Raw genomic sequence first — 18482 nt, forward strand, 5'->3', positions numbered from 1 at the left:
GTTTCCAGCCTTATCGTATAAAGCTTTTTTAAATTTCCGTTAAATTTAAAAATCTTCACTAAACAAAGGTTTATTTAAGATTCTAAACTTAAACGATACTCTTCATAAGTCCCTTTAAAATCAACTATATCGCCATTGCCTTTTATATGCAAAATTCTATTTGCAAATGCATCTATAAGCTCTCTATCATGGCTTACACAGATACAAGCTCCACTAAAATTATAAAGTGATTCGCCAAGAGCGATAATGGCTTCAAGATCAAGATGGTTATTTGGTTCATCAAGTACTAATACATTTGCCCTTTGCAACATAAGCTTAGAAAGCATGAGTCTGTGTTTTTCGCCACCGCTTAAACTACCGACTTCCTTTTCTTGTTCTAAACCGCTAAAAAGCATTCTGCCAAGACATTTTCTAATCTCATCAAGATCTTTGTTTTTCGCATCTTGCAGCCACTCGTATAGTTTTAAATTTCCGGTGATCTTATTTGAACTATCTTGAGCAAAATACCCAAGCTCTATAGTAGCGCCAATATGCACTTTGCCGCTTTGGGCAGCAAGTTCTCCCATTATAATTTTACAAAGAGTGGATTTTCCCACACCGTTGCTTCCGATAATGGCTACTTTATCACCTTTATTCATTTTAAAATTAAAATCTTTTAAGATTATCTTATCTTCAAAACTTTTATTTAAATTTGAAAGCTCTATCAGCTCATTTCCTATTTCGCGATTTGTACGAAACAGTATACTAGGGTCTCTTCTACTTGACGTTTTTATCTCGCCTATCTGAAGCTTTTCTAGCTGTTTAGAACGACTAGTTGCTTGTTTTGCCTTGCTGGCATTCGCACTAAAACGAGCGATAAATTTTTCCAACTCTTCTTTTTCTTTAAGCAACTTAGAACGCTCCATCTCTGCTTGTCGACTCATCAAATTTGCAGCAATATACCAATCGTCGTAATTACCTACAAACTCACGAATTTGTTTGAAATCGACATCTAAAATATGTGTACAAACTCTATTTAAAAAGTGTCTATCATGACTAATAACTACAAGTGTTCCTTCATGGTTTATAAGCTCTCGCTCCAACCATGAAATAGCATCCAAATCAAGGTTATTTGTCGGTTCATCAAGAAACAAAATATCTGGCTTAGGAAATAAAACTTGAGCCAAAAGCACTTTAAATTTATCCGAGCTTTCCACTTCACTCATAAGCTTATCACAATTATACAGTCCTAATGAACTCAAAATCTTTTCTATCCTCGTTTCATACTCATAAGTAGGATCTTCCTCAGCTGAGATAATTTCAAGTTCACTTAAACGTTCATTTACCTCATCGCTAAATTCCTCGCTCATATAGAGTTTTTCTTTTTCCTTCACTGCATCATAAAGTCTTTTATTGCCATATAGTACGGCATCTTTTAGAGTAAAACTCTCAAAAGCAAACTGATCTTGGCCCAGTACGCCTACTTTTTTACCGTTTTCTATAACAATTTCACCGCTTGTATAATCAGTTTCGCCACTTAAAATTTTAAGAAATGTTGATTTTCCGGCACCGTTTGCACCGATAAGTCCGTAACGGTTGTGCGCATTGAACTTTAAATTTACATCTTCAAAAAGTAGTTGTTGACCAAATCTCTGAGTCAAACTTTTAACTTCCAACATATTCGCCTCGCTTTAATGCAAGTCAGCATTTAGCTTGATAGCTCTTTTGCTGATACTTGCTGTGATCTGACCGTTTTGGCTATTTTGACGATAATGAAGCCCATTTAAACCGGATAACTCTAACGCTTTATAAATTTCTTTTTCAAATTTAAAATCAGGGTTTATTTTAGCCAACTCGTATCTGTTTTTCTCGTCTATAAATACCTTAGTTCCTTCTAAAATAGCAACTCCGGCGTCCACTATACAATCATCGCCAAGTGGTACTCCAGTAACTGAATTTGCACCGAGCAGACATTTTTTACCGACGCTTATAGCATTTCCGTTTGTTCCGCTTAACACGCCTAAAATAGACGCGCCGCCGCCGACATCGCTTCCCTCACCTACGCTAACGCAGCTACTAACCCTGCCTTCAACCATAACTGCTCCAGTCGTTCCTGAGTTAAAATTTATATACGCAGCTCCTGGCATAACCGTTGTTCCTGGTGCTAACTGAGCTCCCATACGTACTTTTGCACTATCTAAAATCCTAGTGTTATCCGCCGGGATAATATGGCTTAAGTAGCGAGGAAATTTATCTACGCTTATTATATTTGGATACCAACCTTTCATCTTTAACCAAATTTCATTTTCTCTTAAATAGTCTAATTCATAAGGCTGAGAATGCGCGTCCCATGCTAAATTTGGAAGTATTCCAAATGCACCGTTTAAATTTATACTTCTAATTTCAACCTTGTTTAGAGATAAAAGATACAGTTTTAAATATACACTTTCTACGCTTTTTGGCGCTGCATCCTCATATATAAACGTTACTACAAACTCGCTTTCTGAGCCGTTTTCTTCATTTAAAATTTCATCTAAAACTAGTAAATTTTGGATATTTCTATGTTTATCGCCCTCGCTCTGCGGCACTAAAAAGTCAAAAACTTCTAATGCATCGCTGATAGCAGGAGCTGTAAGTGGCACAGTAAACTCGGTATCGCTAAAGTCTATTTTAAGACCATTTTTTTCTATAGCCCATGTTAAAACTGCGGCACTTCCGTAATTTTCTTTGAAATTTACAACAGAGTAATTTACGCTTATTGTCTTGCCGCCCTTGCCTTTTTGTACTCTACCGATGGCAAAAGCAAACGGATCTTTATAGCCACTTTTAGAGCGAATCTCATCTGTAAATTTTTTAAGCTCATCTTGATTTTTGATACTCATAATGCCCCTTTAAATTTGTAATTTTTGGCTGATTATAGCTAAAAGTATATTAGAACTAAATTTAATAAATTATTTTGATTTTTTAACTGTCGTGGTCGGTATTTACAATATAAATAAATTTGAATAGTACTTTCAAAGTATCATTATAGGTAATTTTAAGGATTTTGAACCAAATTTATAATTTACAATTTCCTTAAAATTACTCAAAATAAAATGCCGTTTAATGACAAGCTGCTTTACCGCTATTATCTGGTTGAATAGCAGAATTATCGGCTCCACCATCTGCATTTATGGACTCGATTTTTTTCCAAAGTTTTGCGGCTGCTTCTTCATATCTTTTTGCGCAAACTGAGTTTGGCTCATAAAAACTTACCGGTTTTCCGCTATCTCCGCCTACTCTTATCGATGGCTCTATAGGTATCTGAGCTAAAATCTCAGTATCATACTGACTAGCCAACTCACTAGTTCCGCCTTTACCAAATATATCATACTCTTTACCGTTATCAGGGCAGATAAATCCGCTCATATTTTCAACAATTCCCGCTACTGGTATATGAAGCTTTTCAAACATATCAAGACTTCTTGCTGAGTCGTCAAGAGCAACGGTTTGCGGAGTACTTACGCATATTCCAGCAGTTACAGGAACACTTTGAGCTAAAGTTATCTGCGCATCTCCCGTTCCTGGAGGCATATCCAAAAACAAAACATCAAGATCGCTCCACATAACTTCATTTAGAAGCTGAGTTATAGCTTTCATTATCATAGCTCCACGCCACATAAGTCCTTGCCCAGCCTCAATAAGAATTCCCATACTCATCATCTCTATACCGTGAGTCAGTATAGGTTTTAATCTTTGGCCAACTACACTTGGCTGTTCATTTTGACATCCAAGCATTCTAGGTATATTTGGACCATAAATATCTGCATCTAAAAGTCCTACTTTTTTACCTTGTTTAGCTAAAGAGATAGCTAAATTTAAAGTTGTTGTTGATTTACCTACACCGCCCTTACCGCTGCTTACCATAACAAAATTTTTAATCTGAGGCGCTATATTTTTACCGCTTCTAGAATTACTTTTTTCTTCTTCTAGTTTTGGTGTTTGAATAATAATTTTTCTATCTAAATTTAAAGATTCTATATCTTGCTTTACTTTAGTTGCGATTTCTGGCTTAGCAGAAACTATCTCAACTACGATATCCGGATCAACTTCTTTTACAAAGCCAAACTCAACTATACTTTTTTTAAATCCAGGATATATTACTTTTTTTAACTCTTCTAAAATTTGTTCATTTGTCATTTTTTCTCCTTTGGATAGTCACTGCACTCTATTTTTGCTATTTCTTGACTAATTTTATAAGCACAAAACTTAGGTCCACACATAGAGCAAAACTCAGCTTCTTTAAATACGTCTTGAGGCAAACTCTCATCATGAAGTTCTCTTGCTTTATCAGGATCAAGAGCAAGCTCAAACTGCTTGTTCCAATCAAATTTATATCTAGCATCACTCATAGCATGATCTCGCTCTATAGCTCCTACTCTACCAAGAGCAATATCTGCTGCGTGAGCTGCTATTTTATGTGATATTATACCATCTCTTACATCTTTTGCATTCGGCAATCCAAGATGCTCTTTTGGAGTAACATAACAAAGCATACTAGCTCCATGAAATGCAGCCATCGTTCCGCCTATCGCACTCGTGATATGATCATAACCTGCTCCGATATCAGTAGGAAGCGGTCCAAGTATATAAAACGGCGCGTCGTGACAAAGGCGTTTCTCTTCTTTCATATTAAACTCGATCTGATTAAATGGAACATGACCTGGGCCTTCTACCATAACTTGAACGTTTTTCTCCCATGCTCGTTTAGTAAGTTCACCTAAAACAGCAAGCTCACTCATCTGAGCTTCATCGCTAGCATCATGCAAACAGCCGGGTCTTAAACTATCTCCAAGACTTAGCGAAGCGTCATATTTAGCACAAATATCGCATATCTCATCGAAAGCTTCGTAAAATGGGTTTTCTTTATGATGCTTCATCATCCAACTAGCCATAAGACTTCCACCGCGACTAACTATCCCCATTTTTCTTTTTGCTACTAAAGGCATAAATTTAAGTAAAAATCCGGCATGGATAGTAAAATAACTAACGCCTTGCTTAGCTTGTTTTTCTATACATTCAAGCATAATTTGAGGAGTTAGATTATCAAGATCTTTTATATCATGAATTATCTGATATATAGGCACAGTTCCGATAGGCACGGTTGAGTTTGCTATAATAGCGCGTCTTATCTCATCTAAATCTCCGCCGGTGCTTAGATCCATAACAGTATCCGCTCCGTATTTTAAACATACTTTAAGCTTTTCTATCTCCTCGTTTATATCGCTAGCAAGTGCGCTTGAGCCGATATTTGCATTAATTTTACATTTTACGGCTCTACCTATTGCCATTGGAATTTGATTTGTATGATTTATATTAGCAGGGATAATGAGTTTTCCTTCTGCAACTAATTGTCTAATATACTCAGGTTTTAGCATCTCTACTTTTGCTACATACTCCATCTCAGGAGTTATAACTCCATTTTTAGCATAATACATTTGAGTTGGCGTAGGGTCGTTTTTACGGGCTTCGCACCAATCTTTTCTCATATTTTTTCCTTGCTTATTTTTAGATTTTGCTATTGTACTGAAATATAATTGAAAAGCAATTTAACTTACAATTTTAAATTTGAAAATAAAATAATTGAAATGTAAGATAAAAAAGTGTATAATTTCGTAACACTTTACTAAAGGAAAAGCTTTGCTTGATCTCTCTTTGATTATGCTTGGCGCCGGAAATTCCACTCGTTTTGGTTTGCAATCAAAAAAACAGTGGCTAAGAACCGGCGATGATCCACTTTGGCTTTATGCCACAAAAAATATTAGTTCAAACTACTTATTTAAAGATGTCATAGTTGTCTCAAATGAATGTGAATATATGTGCAAATTCGGTAGTCATTTTAAATTTATAAAAGGCGGGGAAACAAGGCAAGATAGCCTTAGAAATGCTATTTCCAATATAAATAGCGAGTTCGTAATGGTAAGCGATATAGCAAGAGCGGATATACCAAAAGAGCTTATAACTAAACTTATAGAATCGGCTCATAATGCAGATTGCATAGTTCCAGCCCTTAAAATTTCTGATAGCGTAATATATCAAAACGAATACATAAACAGAGATGAATTAAAACTGATTCAGACTCCTCAACTATCACGCACAAATATGCTTAAAAAAGCATTAAAAACAGATAATATTTTTACAGATGACAGCTCTGCTATAAAAGCTATAGGGGGAACAGTCTGGTATATAGAAGGTGATGAAAGAGCAAAAAAACTTACTTATAAAGATGACTTAAAACGCCTAAACTTGAATTCTCCATCAAATGACATATTTTGCGGAAACGGTTTTGACGTGCATGCTTTTAAAGAAGGTGATTTTATAACTCTTTGCGGTGTCAAAATACCGTATTCAAAAGCTTTTATAGCTCACAGCGATGGAGACGTTGCTTTACACGCGCTTTGTGATGCGCTTCTTGGAGCTGCTAGCGCTCCTGATATAGGTGAGCTTTATCCAGATAACGACTCTAAATTTAAAGACATAGATTCAAAAATACTTTTGCAAAATAGCGTAAATTTAATAAGAAGCATAGGTTTTGATATCATAAACGCAGATATCACCATAATAGCACAAAGTCCGAAAATATCACCATACAAAGATGCTATGGCAAAAATAGTTGCCGATATATTAGGCATTCCTTTGCATAAAGTAAATATAAAAGCTACAACAACAGAACATCTTGGATTTATAGGAAGAAACGAGGGAATAGCTGCAAATGCGATTGTAAATTTAAAATACTTTAACTGGCGGAACGTTTTATGAAAGTTTTAATCATAGAAAACGAAATATACCTAGCTCAAAGCATATCTAGCAAACTAGCCGACTTTGGATATAGCTGTGAGATTGCGTCTTGCACAACAGATGCGCTAAAAGACGATAAATTCGATGTTGTGTTACTCTCTACGGGACTTATCGGACAAGATTTTTATCAAGTTATTAAAAAACACTCAAGATCTATAATAATACTTCTTATAAGTTACATTAGCAACGATACAGTATCTAATCCGATAAAAGCCGGGGCTGATGATTATATACAAAAACCATTTATGATAGAAGAGTTAGTAAGAAAAATAAAGCTATTTGAATCATACAAAAAATATGAAATACTAAACAAAACATATCAAAGTCTTATAGAGTCGTTTGTTAAAACATACAAAACACCAAAATACGACTTCAAAAAGCTAAGAATGCCGTTTTTGATAGTAACGGACAAAAATCAATATGCGGATAGCTTTGTTTTTAATTATGCAAAAGAGTTAAATTTGGCTTATGAAATCATAGACTTAGATAGTGAAAATACTGCAGATATAATAAAAAATTTAAAACCGAACTCATTTATATATATAACGGAATTTGATAAATTAAAAGCAGATAGTAGAGACGAGTTTTTAAACTTAATATCAAATCAAAATGTAGTCATATCTTCAAACGTGGATCTGAATATTTTAAATTTAGATAAAGTTATCATAAATACAAACGATAAAGGTTTGCAAGCCGATGAGATTTTGACAATAGATGAATATGTAAAACATATGATACTTTGCTATCAAGACACATTTCCAGATACCGAACTTTCTAAAAGACTTGGTATTTCTAGAAAATCACTCTGGGAGAAGAGAAAAAAGCATGATCTCACAAAGAAAAAATAGTACGATTTTAATAAATCAAGAAGCGTATGGAACGCTGGTATTAATCCAAAATCAAATTCTAAGTAAATTTACAAGACTTATGAATGAAAAAGAAGCAAAAATATCTGAAGAAAGCGGATACTTTGAAGGCGAACCGATGCCTTACGCATATACGTTTGCGCCATATGGAAAAAGAAATCAAGAAACCATAAAAAATGCCAAAAAAGGCGATAGAATAGATATTTTAAAAGATAACCAAATAATAGGCCATATCATTGTTTCATCGATATTTAAACTGAGCAATATTACTCACAGCATATTTAGAGCAAGAGATATCGAACTACCAGAAAACCAAAGAGCCGGTGAGTTTGCGGTAAGTGGCGAGTTTGTGATATACGAAGATGATTTAAGACAGATAAAACAGAACATTCATAATATAATCAAACAAAAAAATATCAAAAAAGTAACCGCTCTTATGCTCACAGCAGATCCATTTCACAGACTTCATGAAAGACTTGTGAGGATGACCATAGACAAAGCAGATATCACAATTTTATTTCTTATACGAACATTTGGAAGCGATAGACGACTCAGTTTCGATCTTAGAAAAAGAACACTTGAACTATTTAGAGATAATTTTTTACCCAGAGAAAGAGTTATTATAGTTCCTTTTGAAAATACATATCTGTTTAGTGATCATATAAATCCTGTTTTAGAGTGCTTGGCTGCACATAATTTCGGTGCTACAAAACTTGTAGTAGGACAAAATCACGGCGGAATAGGAATGTTTTATAATGATAATCAAGCAAACACGGTATTAGACAAATATGCAAAAGATCTAAATATCGATATTATCATTATGCCTGAGCTAGTTTATTGTAATCAGTGCCGCACTATAGTGAGCATTAAAACCTGCCCTCACGGACAGCATCATCATATAAAATATCATCCTCAAACCCTTAAAGAACTACTATTTGAAGGTATCATACCTCCTGCTATTCTTATGAGAAAAGAGATTTCATCTATGATTTTAAGCGAACTTTTTCCAAATAAATTTAAAAACCTACAAAAAATTTATGATGATCTGTTTCCAAATTCCGGTATATTAGAGAGTCATAGCCAAAGAGAGTTTTATGAAGAGCTTATGAGGCTCTATCAAACAACATCTTTAACTTAAATTAAAATAAGGATATTTTAGTGCAAAAGCTATTTTTAACATTTTTTTACGTTGGACTTATGAAGCCGGCTCCAGGAACTTGGGGAAGTATAGCAGGCGCGGTTATTGCAGTTTTAATACTGAAATATTTAGGCGCACAAACTCTATTTTTAGCTTCTATTTTACTATTTTTAGCTTCTATAAATATAATAAATAAATACGAAGAAACAACCAAAGAGCACGATCAAAGCCATATAGTTATAGATGAAGTAGCAGGTGTTTGGTTAGCTATCAGCATAAGTTCTGCTAGTTGGTTGGCCATAATTTTATCGGTTATATTTTTTAGAATACTTGACATAACAAAGCCTAGCATAATAGGAAGAGTCGATAAAAACGTAAAAGGCGGTCTTGGCGTTATGGGTGATGATATGATAGCAGGAGCGTTTGCCGGATTAATGAGCGCCATTTGCTACTGGGTATTACTTAAAATCTAGTTCGCCTTGCTATACCGTTTCTTTCATATTTATCAATCTCATTTCCGTATTTAGAGTTTGATTTTTTAATCTCGTTGTCTATATATGCTATTATTTTAGCATCTGAGTTTTTATGTGCTGCAACAAGTGCTATAAAACGCAGATATATCTTTGATTCTGGAGGAGCTTTGCCGTCTAGCTTAGGAGGTATTTTAAAGTTTTTAATGAAGTATTGAGACGCTTTGAAAATATCCTCTTTTGTAGATTTTTTATCTGAAACAATAGATATAAGATCTTCTATATCAAGACCTTTGCTATCTTTATTTATAGCTATATGTACAGTTTTTGCTTTTGGTTTGTTTTTTGCAACCATAACTATAACTAATATAAAAATAATAATTAAAGCAATGATAATTAAAGCTATAATTCCAGATATCAATTTTTCATTCAAGCTAATACCTTTTTTGTAAAATTTTAAAAAAGCCCAAAATGGGCTTCAAGTAAGATAGTAAGAACTTTATAAATTCTTACTATACTTTTTATTTCTATAAGCTAATAAACTTATAACTATCATTACAGCAAATGCTACCCAAACAAAATTTGGAACTGGAACTGGATCTCCTGCAGCATAACTATGCATACCAGACAAATAGAAATTTACGCCAAAATAAGTCATAATAATAGACAAATATCCAAACATAGATGCCACTGCAAATGCATACTGAGAGTTTACTTTAGGGACAAATCTCATATGAACGATGGCAGCGTAAACTAATATACTAACCAAAGCCCAAGTCTCTTTACTATCCCAACCCCAATATCTACCCCAGCTTTCATTTGCCCAAACTCCGCCTAAAAAGTTACCAAACACAAGAAGGCTTAATCCAAGTATCATCGCCATCTCATTTATCCTAGTAGCCTCTAAGATATTTCTTGAAAGTTCACTATTTTCTTTTTTACCTTGTAAGGCAAATAGAACAAGAGTAAATAATCCAAGAAGCGAACAAAGACCTAAAAATCCATAACTAGCAGTTATAACGCTAACATGTATAGTAAGCCAGTAGCTTCGAAGCACAGGAACTAAAGTAGTGATCTGAGGATCTATCCAGCTTAAGTGAGCAACAAATAGAGTCACACCCGCTAAAATAGAAGTCAAAGCCAAAGATATAGCAGAACTTCTAGCAAAAACCATACCGCTAAATGCTAATGACCAAGCTATAAACACCATACTTTCATAGCTATCGCTCCATGGAGCATGCTCAGCTATATACCATCTAAGTCCAAGACCTATAGTATGAGCCGCAAAAGCTAAAATATTTATAATATAAACTATCTTGAATACTGAATTTATCTTAATTTTTGGTCTTATCATTCTTGTGAATACAACTATAAGAAGAGCAAAACCGGCTAAAAGATATACGGGCGTTAAATTTTGGAATATCTTGTATTTATTGAAAGCAAGTTCAAGTTCTATTTTCTTCTGATTCGGCATAACAGCCGCGCCATACTTCTTTTGATAATCTTTTATATCGTTTAAAGTTTTATCCGCTTTTTCCCAATTTCCGCTATCTTGCGCTATAGCCACTCCATCAAAGTAATTTTGCAATAAAGTAGTCACTTCCCTTGCTTCGCTAGGAGAGAAACTCATTATAGCTCCAGCCGGAGAAAACCATGTATTATTTACATCATCTTTTTTAGGTATTACTCTAAATAACTCGCCCATAAATACCATATAAAGTATATTTAATTTTTCATCCGCTTTTATAACATCTTTATCAAACTGATTTCTAGCTCCAGGAGATTTTCTATTTGCTAGTTCGCTGTATTTTATCAGCTTATACTCCATATTGTCACTGCTATCTTTAGTAAAGAAATCGTTAAAACTTGCATATTTTTGATTTATAGGCATTTCTAATACTTTTTTCAGCTCTTTATCTGTTATTTTGATAATAGGTACATTTCTCCAATAAGACGAATTTACCATCATAGACAAAAAAACAGAATTTGCGTTCATAGAATTGTAATTATCACTTCTGTATAGTTTATTTAATACTTCATGACTAACCGTATCAAAAGGTTTCATTCTACCATCGGCACTTTGAACAACTATAGTTGAGATATTTTGTGCATGTTCTTTAGATATAGTAGGAAGCGAATTATAAGCTTGCAGATCACTAACTCCAAATATTACGCTACAGGCTATCAAGAATACAGCGGCATTTTTAATATTTGCTTCATTAACTAATTTAGCTAATTTTCTAAATCTTGAATACGGATTTAAAATATTTAAAAATAATCCTAAACCTAGTAAAAAATATCCTATGTAAGTTGGAATTTTACCCGGGTCTTTATTTACTGAAAGAATAGTTCCTAACTCATCCATATCATAACTGCTTTGAAAAAATCTATACCCACTATGATCTAAAACGTGGTTCATATAAATTTTATAATCCATATTTAAATCCCCATCTTTAACTATAACATCGCTACTATAACTCATAGGAGAGTTTGAACCTGGATATCTTTTTAATTCAAAATCTTTAAGATAAAGAGAAAACGGAAGTTTTATCATCATAGGAGACCAAGTAGCCTCAAAATTCTTACCGCCTACAACTACGGTATCGCCTGGCATAAAATTAAGCATAGATATTTCTTTACTATCTCCATTATAACTTAAAGTAGCTATGATAGCGTCTGAGCCGCGCTCATTATCACTTACTTGTCTAACTCCTTTTATGGCTGAAGCAAGCATGGTTTTAGGAGCAAAATTTATACCGTCGATACTATACAATCTTAATCCCTCAAAAGGTACTATTTTATCTTTTGGTATAGAGCCTCTACTCATATCGCTCATTTGCATATAATCTATATTTTGATTTGTTTTAATAAAAAACTTACCGTCTTTTAAAACTATATTTATAAATTTAGATTGCTTTGGAGTATCATTAAATGTAAAACTGATATCGCCTACTTCGATACTTTCATTTTCTTTTAAAGTAACTGATCTACTATTTGTATCATTAGAAAATATAAGCTCCAAAACAGGCTCACCTTTATCACTTTGAACCCATGCCGAGGTAGCATTTGGCATAAAACTTTTATAGGTTAAAATAGCTGGTTTATTGTCTACATCAAGAGATAATTTAAAACTATTTCCCCAAGCGCTTGAGATATATTTTGGCTCTGAAGCTATATAAGTTTTTCCCTCATCAAAACTTTTTAGCTGAATATAGCTTTGAGAAGTTGAAATTTCATTACTCTCGCCGCTTTCTCTTATATGCATTTGGCCTTCAAAACCGATATATCTAGTAAGAGCAGCGCCTAAAAGTATAAAAATAAAACTAACATGGAATATAAGCGCAGGTAGTTTTTTCAAATTTAAAAGCTTGTATCTAACTATATTGTATGCAAGATTTGCGCCAAGCAAAAGCTGAACTAAAGCAAACCACCCAGCACCATAAACTATAGCCCATGCAGTTTGAGTATTATAAACACTTTCTATAATAGTTGCTACACCGCTACTAATAGCAAATATTAAAAAAAGTATAACAGCGGAGCCCATACTTAAAAATAATTTTTTAAAAATATCCATTAAAATCCTTAAAATTTTGTCACGTCTGGCTAAATTCTATTACCAAAAAATAAATATTTTGCTAATACTTTCAAGCACCTAAATATTTTTTCTTAATTTCATCATTGCCTATCATATCTTTTGAGTTACCTTCCATAACTATATGACCATTTTCAAGCACATATGTATAATCACTAATTTTAAGTGCCAAAAAAGCATTTTGTTCAACTAAAAGTATAGTTATACCTTCTTCTTTTAGCTTTAAAATTATGTCAAAAACTTCGCCGACTATCTTTGGAGCTAGTCCTAAACTTGGCTCATCTAGCATAAGAAGTTTTGGCTCGCTCATTAAAGCTCGCGATATAGCCAACATCTGAGCCTCACCACCGCTTAAAGTACCGGCTAATTGATCTTTTTTCTGCCTAAGACGCGGAAAAAACTCATACATCGCATCTCTTAAGTGTTCATAATTTTCTGAATTATTAAAAGCTCCCATTTTTAAATTTTCTTCTACTGTTAAATTTATAAAAACTCTTCTTCCTTCAGGAACTAACGATATTCCTTGTCTTACTATGGTGTGCGTTTGGTGGCGTCTTGTTTCATAACCCAAAAAACTTATTTCTCCGGTTCTTTTAACTGAGTTTATAAGGGCGTTTAAAGTAGATGTTTTACCAGCTCCGTTTGAGCCTATCAAACTTACTATTTGACCGGTTTCAACGCTGAAATTTATACCTTTGACTGCTTCTATAACACCGTAATATACGTGTAAATTTTTAACATTTATCATTCTAAAAAATCTCCCAAATAAGCAGTTATAACATCTTTATTTTGTACGGCATCACTAGGAAGCCCTTCAAATATCACTTTACCATAATCCAAAACTAAAACTTTATCACATAGTCTATTTACAAATTTCATATCATGCTCAATCAATAAAATACTAAGCTTATTTTTATTTCTTAAACTAAATATCAACTCTGCTAATTCGTCCGTTTCGCTAGGATTCATACCGGCGGCTGGCTCATCTAATAATAATAGCTTAGGATTCGTAGCTAAAGCTCTTGCTATTTCGACTTTACGCTGCTGACCGTAGCTAAGGCTATTTGCAAATTCATTTCTAAATTTGAAAATACCAAGTTCTTCAAGAATCTCCGAAGCTCTTTGCTTGGCTAAATTTTCAGACTTTCTAAAACGTCCTATATGAGAAATTGCTTCTAAAAAGCTGTATTTTGTAGAGTTGTTTAAACCTATCAAAACATTGTCTAAAACACTAAGAGAGCTAAAAAGTCTGATATTTTGAAATGTTCTTGCTATACCTAAACTAACTATTTTATGAGGTTTAACACTATTTAATAAAATAGAATTAAATCTTATTTCACCGCTAGTTGGAGTGTATGCTCCGGTTATTATATTAAACATAGTGGTTTTTCCGGCGCCATTTGGTCCTATAAGACCGAAAATTTCACCTTCTGAAACACCAAAACTTGTCTTTGCGATAGCTTGAACTCCACCAAAACTCTTACTGATATCTTTTAGTTCAAGTATCATTTACCGACCTTTTTAAATTTATTAAATAATTCTCCAAGCTCCATTTGTCCCATAATTCCTCGTCTAGCAAACAGCATTACAAATATTAGCACTACTGAAAATACCACCATTCTAAGACCCGGAAAAGCAGGAGTTTCATAGCCAAATATATTCATAGGTTCATCTAAAAATCTCAACCACTCGCTTCCTCCTATAACCAAAATCGTTCCTAGTATTGCTCCGGTCGTACTTCCAAGACCTCCAAGAACTATAATGATAAGAAGTTGGAACGTAAACATAAATGTAAATTGATCCGGGCTTACGCTGCCTAAAAGCCCGACCAAAAGAGCACCCCCTACGCCTTCAAAAAATGCGCTCACACAAAAAGCCAATGTTTTGACTCTGAATGTATTTATACCCATAGCAGTTGCGGCGTCCTCATCATCTCTTACTGCTTTCATAGCTCTTCCGAATTTTGAGTATATTAAATTTAAAATAGCAACAACAGCTATTATCGCCACCGATCCGCTATAAAATATATTTGTGTATCTGCTAATATTTCCATCCCCATCTACTCTTAAAACTTCATTTAAGCCAAGAGAGCCATTTGTATAAGCAGGAAAATTTACAGCTAAAAGCTGGATAATAAAACCAAATCCAAGCGTAACTATAGCAAGATAATCCCCTCTTACCCGAAAAACAGGCATAGCTAGGATTAACGCTAAGATAGTAGCGCATATACCACTAACTAGCATAGCAAAAATAAAATTTGTAGTATGAATAGCTAAAATGATACTTGAAGGTTCAGTTACGTCAAACTGATAGAGTTTTGAATCTGAGTTTAAAAGCAAAAGAGCTGCCGCATAAGCTCCGATCGCAACAAAACCATTTGGCTCAAGACTAAATTGACCAGTTACTCCATTTATGAGGTTATAACTTATGGCTAGGATTATAAAAATAGCGATATTATTTACTATTCTTAGGGAATATTCACTAAAATAACTATTGCTTAGAAAAAGAAAACCGACTGCCAAAGCTACAAATAAAACATATCTAAATTTACAAATACACATTATTAAAACCTACTTTTTTCAAAATTATATCCAAGAATTCCAGTTGGTTTAAAAAGTAAAACTAATATCAAAAATATAAACGCAAACGCATCTTTAAATCCAGCTAAATCAGGAAATAAAGCAACCGCTACGACCTCTGTAAATCCTATGATAAATCCACCCAGCACTGCTCCTCCAACACTTCCTATACCGCCTAACACAGCAGCCGCAAACGCCTTTAGTCCTATCAAAACTCCCATAAGCGGATCTATACTAGGGTAATTTAAAGCCCAAAATACACCGCCTATGGCAGCCAAAGACGAACCAAGAGCAAATACTATAGATATAATCATATTTGCATCGATTCCCATAAGATGAACCGTGCTTATATCAAACGCAAGAGCTCTAATTGCCATTCCGTATTTTGTTCTATAAAGTATAAAAAGTACGACAGAGAGTAAAAAAAGTGTGATAATCGGTACTAAAATAGCAGTCATAGCTAAGTTAACAGATCCTATAGTAACTAATTGTTCAAAATAAGACGGTACCGGAAATGATCGAGGAGTTCCGCCAAATATCACTTGAAAAACATTTTCCAGTAAAAAACTAATACCGATAGCCGTGATAAGAAGTGAGATTCTAGGAGCTTTTCTAAGCGGTTTATAAGCTATTCTATCTGTAAATACTCCTAAAATAATAGCAACTGTTATAGCAAACAAAAGCGCAAATCCAAAAGGAAGGCTAAGACTAGTCATAGAAAAAAGAGCGGCATACGCTCCAACCATCATTATATCCCCATGAGCAAAATTTATAAGTCTTAAAACTCCATAAACCATAGTATAACCTATTGCTATAAGAGCATACATAGAGCCTAAACTAAAACCATTTACCATCTGTTGGAGAAAAAGTGAGCTATCCATAATTTTCCTACTTTTATTTAAAACTTCAAATTTAATTTACTTTTTTAAATACCAAATTTGATAATTAAAAAAGTAAATTTCATATGCTTTTACCACTAAAAAATTTATCGTTATAAATGCCACAAAAGAAACCTAAACTAAATTATTAACAGAAGTATCTTGAGATTATTTTAGCAGCTATAAAGTAAAAATCTATACTAGAAGGCTTACTTCTAGTACATAAACTTATTATATGAATTTCCACTAAAATAACTCAAGAAACAATATGTGAAAATTAAGGATTCACGGTATCTTTATATACAGCTCTCCCATCCTTTACCTCTTTTATAACGACTGAACGGATAGCATTTCCTTTAGAATCTATGTTTATAATACCAGAAACACCTTCAAAATTTTTGGTCTCTTTGATCTTTTTATTAACACATTCTCTATCTTCTGGATTCTCGCATCTATTCATGGCATCCACCATCAAAAAATATGAATCAGCACCTAAAGCAGTAAATCCAGGAACATTTCCATCGCCTTTTTCTTTAGTATAAGCAGCCACAAACTCTTTGCTTTTATCTGTTGGGGGATTTGAACTATCAAACGCATCCGTATAAAAGTATCCATTCGAAGCATCTCCAGCAAGCTCTATAAACGTATCATTTGATACGCCATCGCCGCTTGCAAATTGAGTTTTTAAGCCTATTTGTCTTGCTTGGCGCACTACCAAAGCTGCCTCAGGATGGTAAAACGGCATATACACTATACTTGGATTTAAACTTCCTATTTGAGATACTATAGCTTTGAAATCTTTATCTCCGCTACTTATCTTAAGTTCTTTTAAAACTTTTCCGCCATCTTTTTCATACTGTTTTTTAAATGCTTTTGCAAGTCCGATCGAATAAGAAGTCGATTGATCTACTACAACCACTGCAGTTTTTAAGCCTAAACTTTTAGCAGCGTAAGTAGCAAAGCTAGTACCTTGAAAAGAGTCCATAAAAGTAACTCGAGCACCGTATTTTGCGCGGTCAAGCAGTTTATCGGCAGTTGCTGCTGGAGCTATCATAGGTACTTTTTTCTCATCTGCTATTTGAAGCACTTGCTGAGTATTTCCAGTGACCATGGCTCCTATTAAGCCAGTAACTTTATCATCACTTACTAGTCTTGTAGTAGCTGTTGTGGTTTCTACCTTATCACCTTTATTATCTACCAAAATTAACTTTAGCGTATCTCCGTTTTTTAAAGTTGGCTCTAATTTATTCGCCATCTCTATACCTGCCCACGCTGTTTGACCATATGCTGCAACAGCTCCTGTGATAGGCATAACAACGCCTATTTTAATCTCTTTTGCCATCAACGAAGTAGCAGCTACTAAAGCAATAGATGCTACAAGTGAAATTTTCTTCATATATACTCCTTGTTTTGCTATAATTTTAGATAATACATAAATTTACCTTAATATAACAGATAATTAGATATAAATTTTAAAAAAATTTAAAGCAGTGTAACAATTCGAAATACAGAACCGAATTATGGTCAATTGACCATAATGCTACTCAAGATAACTTCCTTGTTGAGTAGGCTTTGTACTTATATTGCTATTTTTTATATTATCTTCAATGGCAAATGCGTCATTTCCTTTTATATAGGCTATTATATCTCCGACTTGAGAAAAATTTACATTTTTTGCCATAGGCTGCATAATATATTTTAATTTACCGCCAAAAGTAGGATCTGAATTATAACCAGACATAGATGCAGAAATATTTTCTGCACTCATGTCGGCTAAACGCTGAGATACTCCCATAGCCCTACTTGTTCCTTTGTCTCCATGGCAATGCTTGCAATTTGCATTATAAAGCTCTTCACCTTTACTAGCATTGTAAGCTCTATTTTTATCTACTCCTATATTTATAAATCCACCGCTATTATCTTGTGGAGATTTTTTATAGACATTTATCGATACGTTTTCATCTTTTGCGTACTTTTCCACAAGAGCCTTAAGCTCTTTGCCAAAATCACCTTTAGCTTCTATAACATAGCTACTATCATCAGCTAGATCAGCAGCATACATAAAACATGCGAGACAGATGAAAAGTAACGGTTTTTTAAGAAAATTCATAATATTCCTTATGGATTAAATTTATTTAATTAT

16 protein-coding genes are annotated in these 18482 nt (G+C 33.9%); 4 read left to right on the forward strand and 12 right to left on the reverse strand.

The window, feature by feature from the left end:
* Positions 1-74: 74 nt before the first annotated feature.
* The 4 genes from RVY88_RS05000 to thiC all read right to left on the reverse strand — a co-directional run bounded on the left by RVY88_RS05000 (position 75) and on the right by thiC (position 5507).
* A complete protein-coding gene (locus RVY88_RS05000; RefSeq protein WP_162167119.1) occupies positions 75-1658 on the reverse strand; it encodes an ABC-F family ATP-binding cassette domain-containing protein in 1584 nt (527 codons plus the stop codon).
* Positions 1659-1670: 12 nt separating this feature from the next.
* Positions 1671-2861: a 2,3,4,5-tetrahydropyridine-2,6-carboxylate N-succinyltransferase gene (locus RVY88_RS05005; protein ID WP_002848614.1), complete on the reverse strand. Its 1191-nt coding sequence runs from the start codon at positions 2859-2861 to the stop codon at positions 1671-1673.
* Positions 2862-3081: 220 nt separating this feature from the next.
* Positions 3082-4158 carry an Mrp/NBP35 family ATP-binding protein gene (locus tag RVY88_RS05010; protein ID WP_162167118.1) on the reverse strand — a complete coding sequence of 359 codons (1077 nt, stop codon included), beginning with the start codon at positions 4156-4158 and terminating at the stop codon, positions 3082-3084.
* Positions 4155-5507: a phosphomethylpyrimidine synthase ThiC gene (gene thiC / locus RVY88_RS05015; RefSeq protein ID WP_011731805.1), complete on the reverse strand. Its 1353-nt coding sequence runs from the start codon at positions 5505-5507 to the stop codon at positions 4155-4157. The genes RVY88_RS05010 and thiC overlap by 4 nt, the downstream gene beginning before the upstream one ends.
* Positions 5508-5658: 151 nt before the next feature.
* On the opposite strand from thiC, the gene RVY88_RS05020 reads away from it, so the two are divergent.
* The 4 genes from RVY88_RS05020 to RVY88_RS05035 are packed head-to-tail and all read left to right on the forward strand — an operon-like array spanning position 5659 to position 9293.
* The gene (locus RVY88_RS05020) at positions 5659-6777 is read left to right on the forward strand and encodes a bifunctional 2-C-methyl-D-erythritol 4-phosphate cytidylyltransferase/2-C-methyl-D-erythritol 2,4-cyclodiphosphate synthase (protein ID WP_162167117.1); all 1119 of its coding nucleotides are present in this window, start codon (positions 5659-5661) and stop codon (positions 6775-6777) included.
* The gene (locus tag RVY88_RS05025) at positions 6774-7664 is read left to right on the forward strand and encodes a response regulator (RefSeq protein WP_002848607.1); all 891 of its coding nucleotides are present in this window, start codon (positions 6774-6776) and stop codon (positions 7662-7664) included. The genes RVY88_RS05020 and RVY88_RS05025 overlap by 4 nt, the downstream gene beginning before the upstream one ends.
* The gene (locus tag RVY88_RS05030; protein WP_024305380.1) at positions 7642-8820 is read left to right on the forward strand and encodes a sulfate adenylyltransferase; all 1179 of its coding nucleotides are present in this window, start codon (positions 7642-7644) and stop codon (positions 8818-8820) included. The genes RVY88_RS05025 and RVY88_RS05030 overlap by 23 nt, the downstream gene beginning before the upstream one ends.
* Before the next feature lie 20 nt (positions 8821-8840).
* Positions 8841-9293 (forward strand): phosphatidylglycerophosphatase A, encoded by a 453-nt coding sequence (locus RVY88_RS05035; protein ID WP_002848603.1) that lies wholly within the window; start codon positions 8841-8843, stop codon positions 9291-9293.
* On the opposite strand, the gene RVY88_RS05040 is transcribed toward RVY88_RS05035, so the two are convergent.
* The 8 genes from RVY88_RS05040 to RVY88_RS05075 all read right to left on the reverse strand — a co-directional run bounded on the left by RVY88_RS05040 (position 9283) and on the right by RVY88_RS05075 (position 18449).
* A complete protein-coding gene (locus RVY88_RS05040) occupies positions 9283-9723 on the reverse strand; it encodes a hypothetical protein (protein WP_002848601.1) in 441 nt (146 codons plus the stop codon). The two genes, RVY88_RS05035 and RVY88_RS05040, sit on opposite strands and share 11 nt — an antisense overlap.
* Before the next feature lie 66 nt (positions 9724-9789).
* Positions 9790-12864 carry a cytochrome c biogenesis protein CcsA gene (ccsA, locus tag RVY88_RS05045; RefSeq protein ID WP_162167116.1) on the reverse strand — a complete coding sequence of 1025 codons (3075 nt, stop codon included), beginning with the start codon at positions 12862-12864 and terminating at the stop codon, positions 9790-9792.
* A gap of 70 nt (positions 12865-12934) precedes the next feature.
* Positions 12935-13630: an ABC transporter ATP-binding protein gene (locus RVY88_RS05050; protein WP_002848598.1), complete on the reverse strand. Its 696-nt coding sequence runs from the start codon at positions 13628-13630 to the stop codon at positions 12935-12937.
* Positions 13627-14391 (reverse strand): ABC transporter ATP-binding protein, encoded by a 765-nt coding sequence (locus RVY88_RS05055; RefSeq protein WP_002848597.1) that lies wholly within the window; start codon positions 14389-14391, stop codon positions 13627-13629. The genes RVY88_RS05050 and RVY88_RS05055 overlap by 4 nt, the downstream gene beginning before the upstream one ends.
* Positions 14388-15446, reverse strand: a complete 1059-nt coding sequence (locus RVY88_RS05060) for a branched-chain amino acid ABC transporter permease (protein ID WP_372682840.1) — start codon at positions 15444-15446, stop codon at positions 14388-14390. Before RVY88_RS05060 ends, RVY88_RS05055 begins: the two co-directional genes overlap by 4 nt.
* A complete protein-coding gene (locus RVY88_RS05065; protein ID WP_002848594.1) occupies positions 15446-16342 on the reverse strand; it encodes a branched-chain amino acid ABC transporter permease in 897 nt (298 codons plus the stop codon). The genes RVY88_RS05060 and RVY88_RS05065 overlap by 1 nt, the downstream gene beginning before the upstream one ends.
* 274 nt (positions 16343-16616) lie before the next feature.
* Positions 16617-17735 carry an ABC transporter substrate-binding protein gene (locus RVY88_RS05070; protein ID WP_002848592.1) on the reverse strand — a complete coding sequence of 373 codons (1119 nt, stop codon included), beginning with the start codon at positions 17733-17735 and terminating at the stop codon, positions 16617-16619.
* Positions 17736-17879: 144 nt separating this feature from the next.
* Positions 17880-18449, reverse strand: coding sequence for a c-type cytochrome (locus RVY88_RS05075; RefSeq protein ID WP_162167115.1), 570 nt, complete (start codon positions 18447-18449; stop codon positions 17880-17882).
* Positions 18450-18482 lie beyond the last annotated feature (33 nt).

It is taken from the genome of Campylobacter sp. TJR-1 (genome assembly GCF_032840035.1).
In the GTDB taxonomy this organism is placed as follows: domain Bacteria; phylum Campylobacterota; class Campylobacteria; order Campylobacterales; family Campylobacteraceae; genus Campylobacter; species Campylobacter fetus.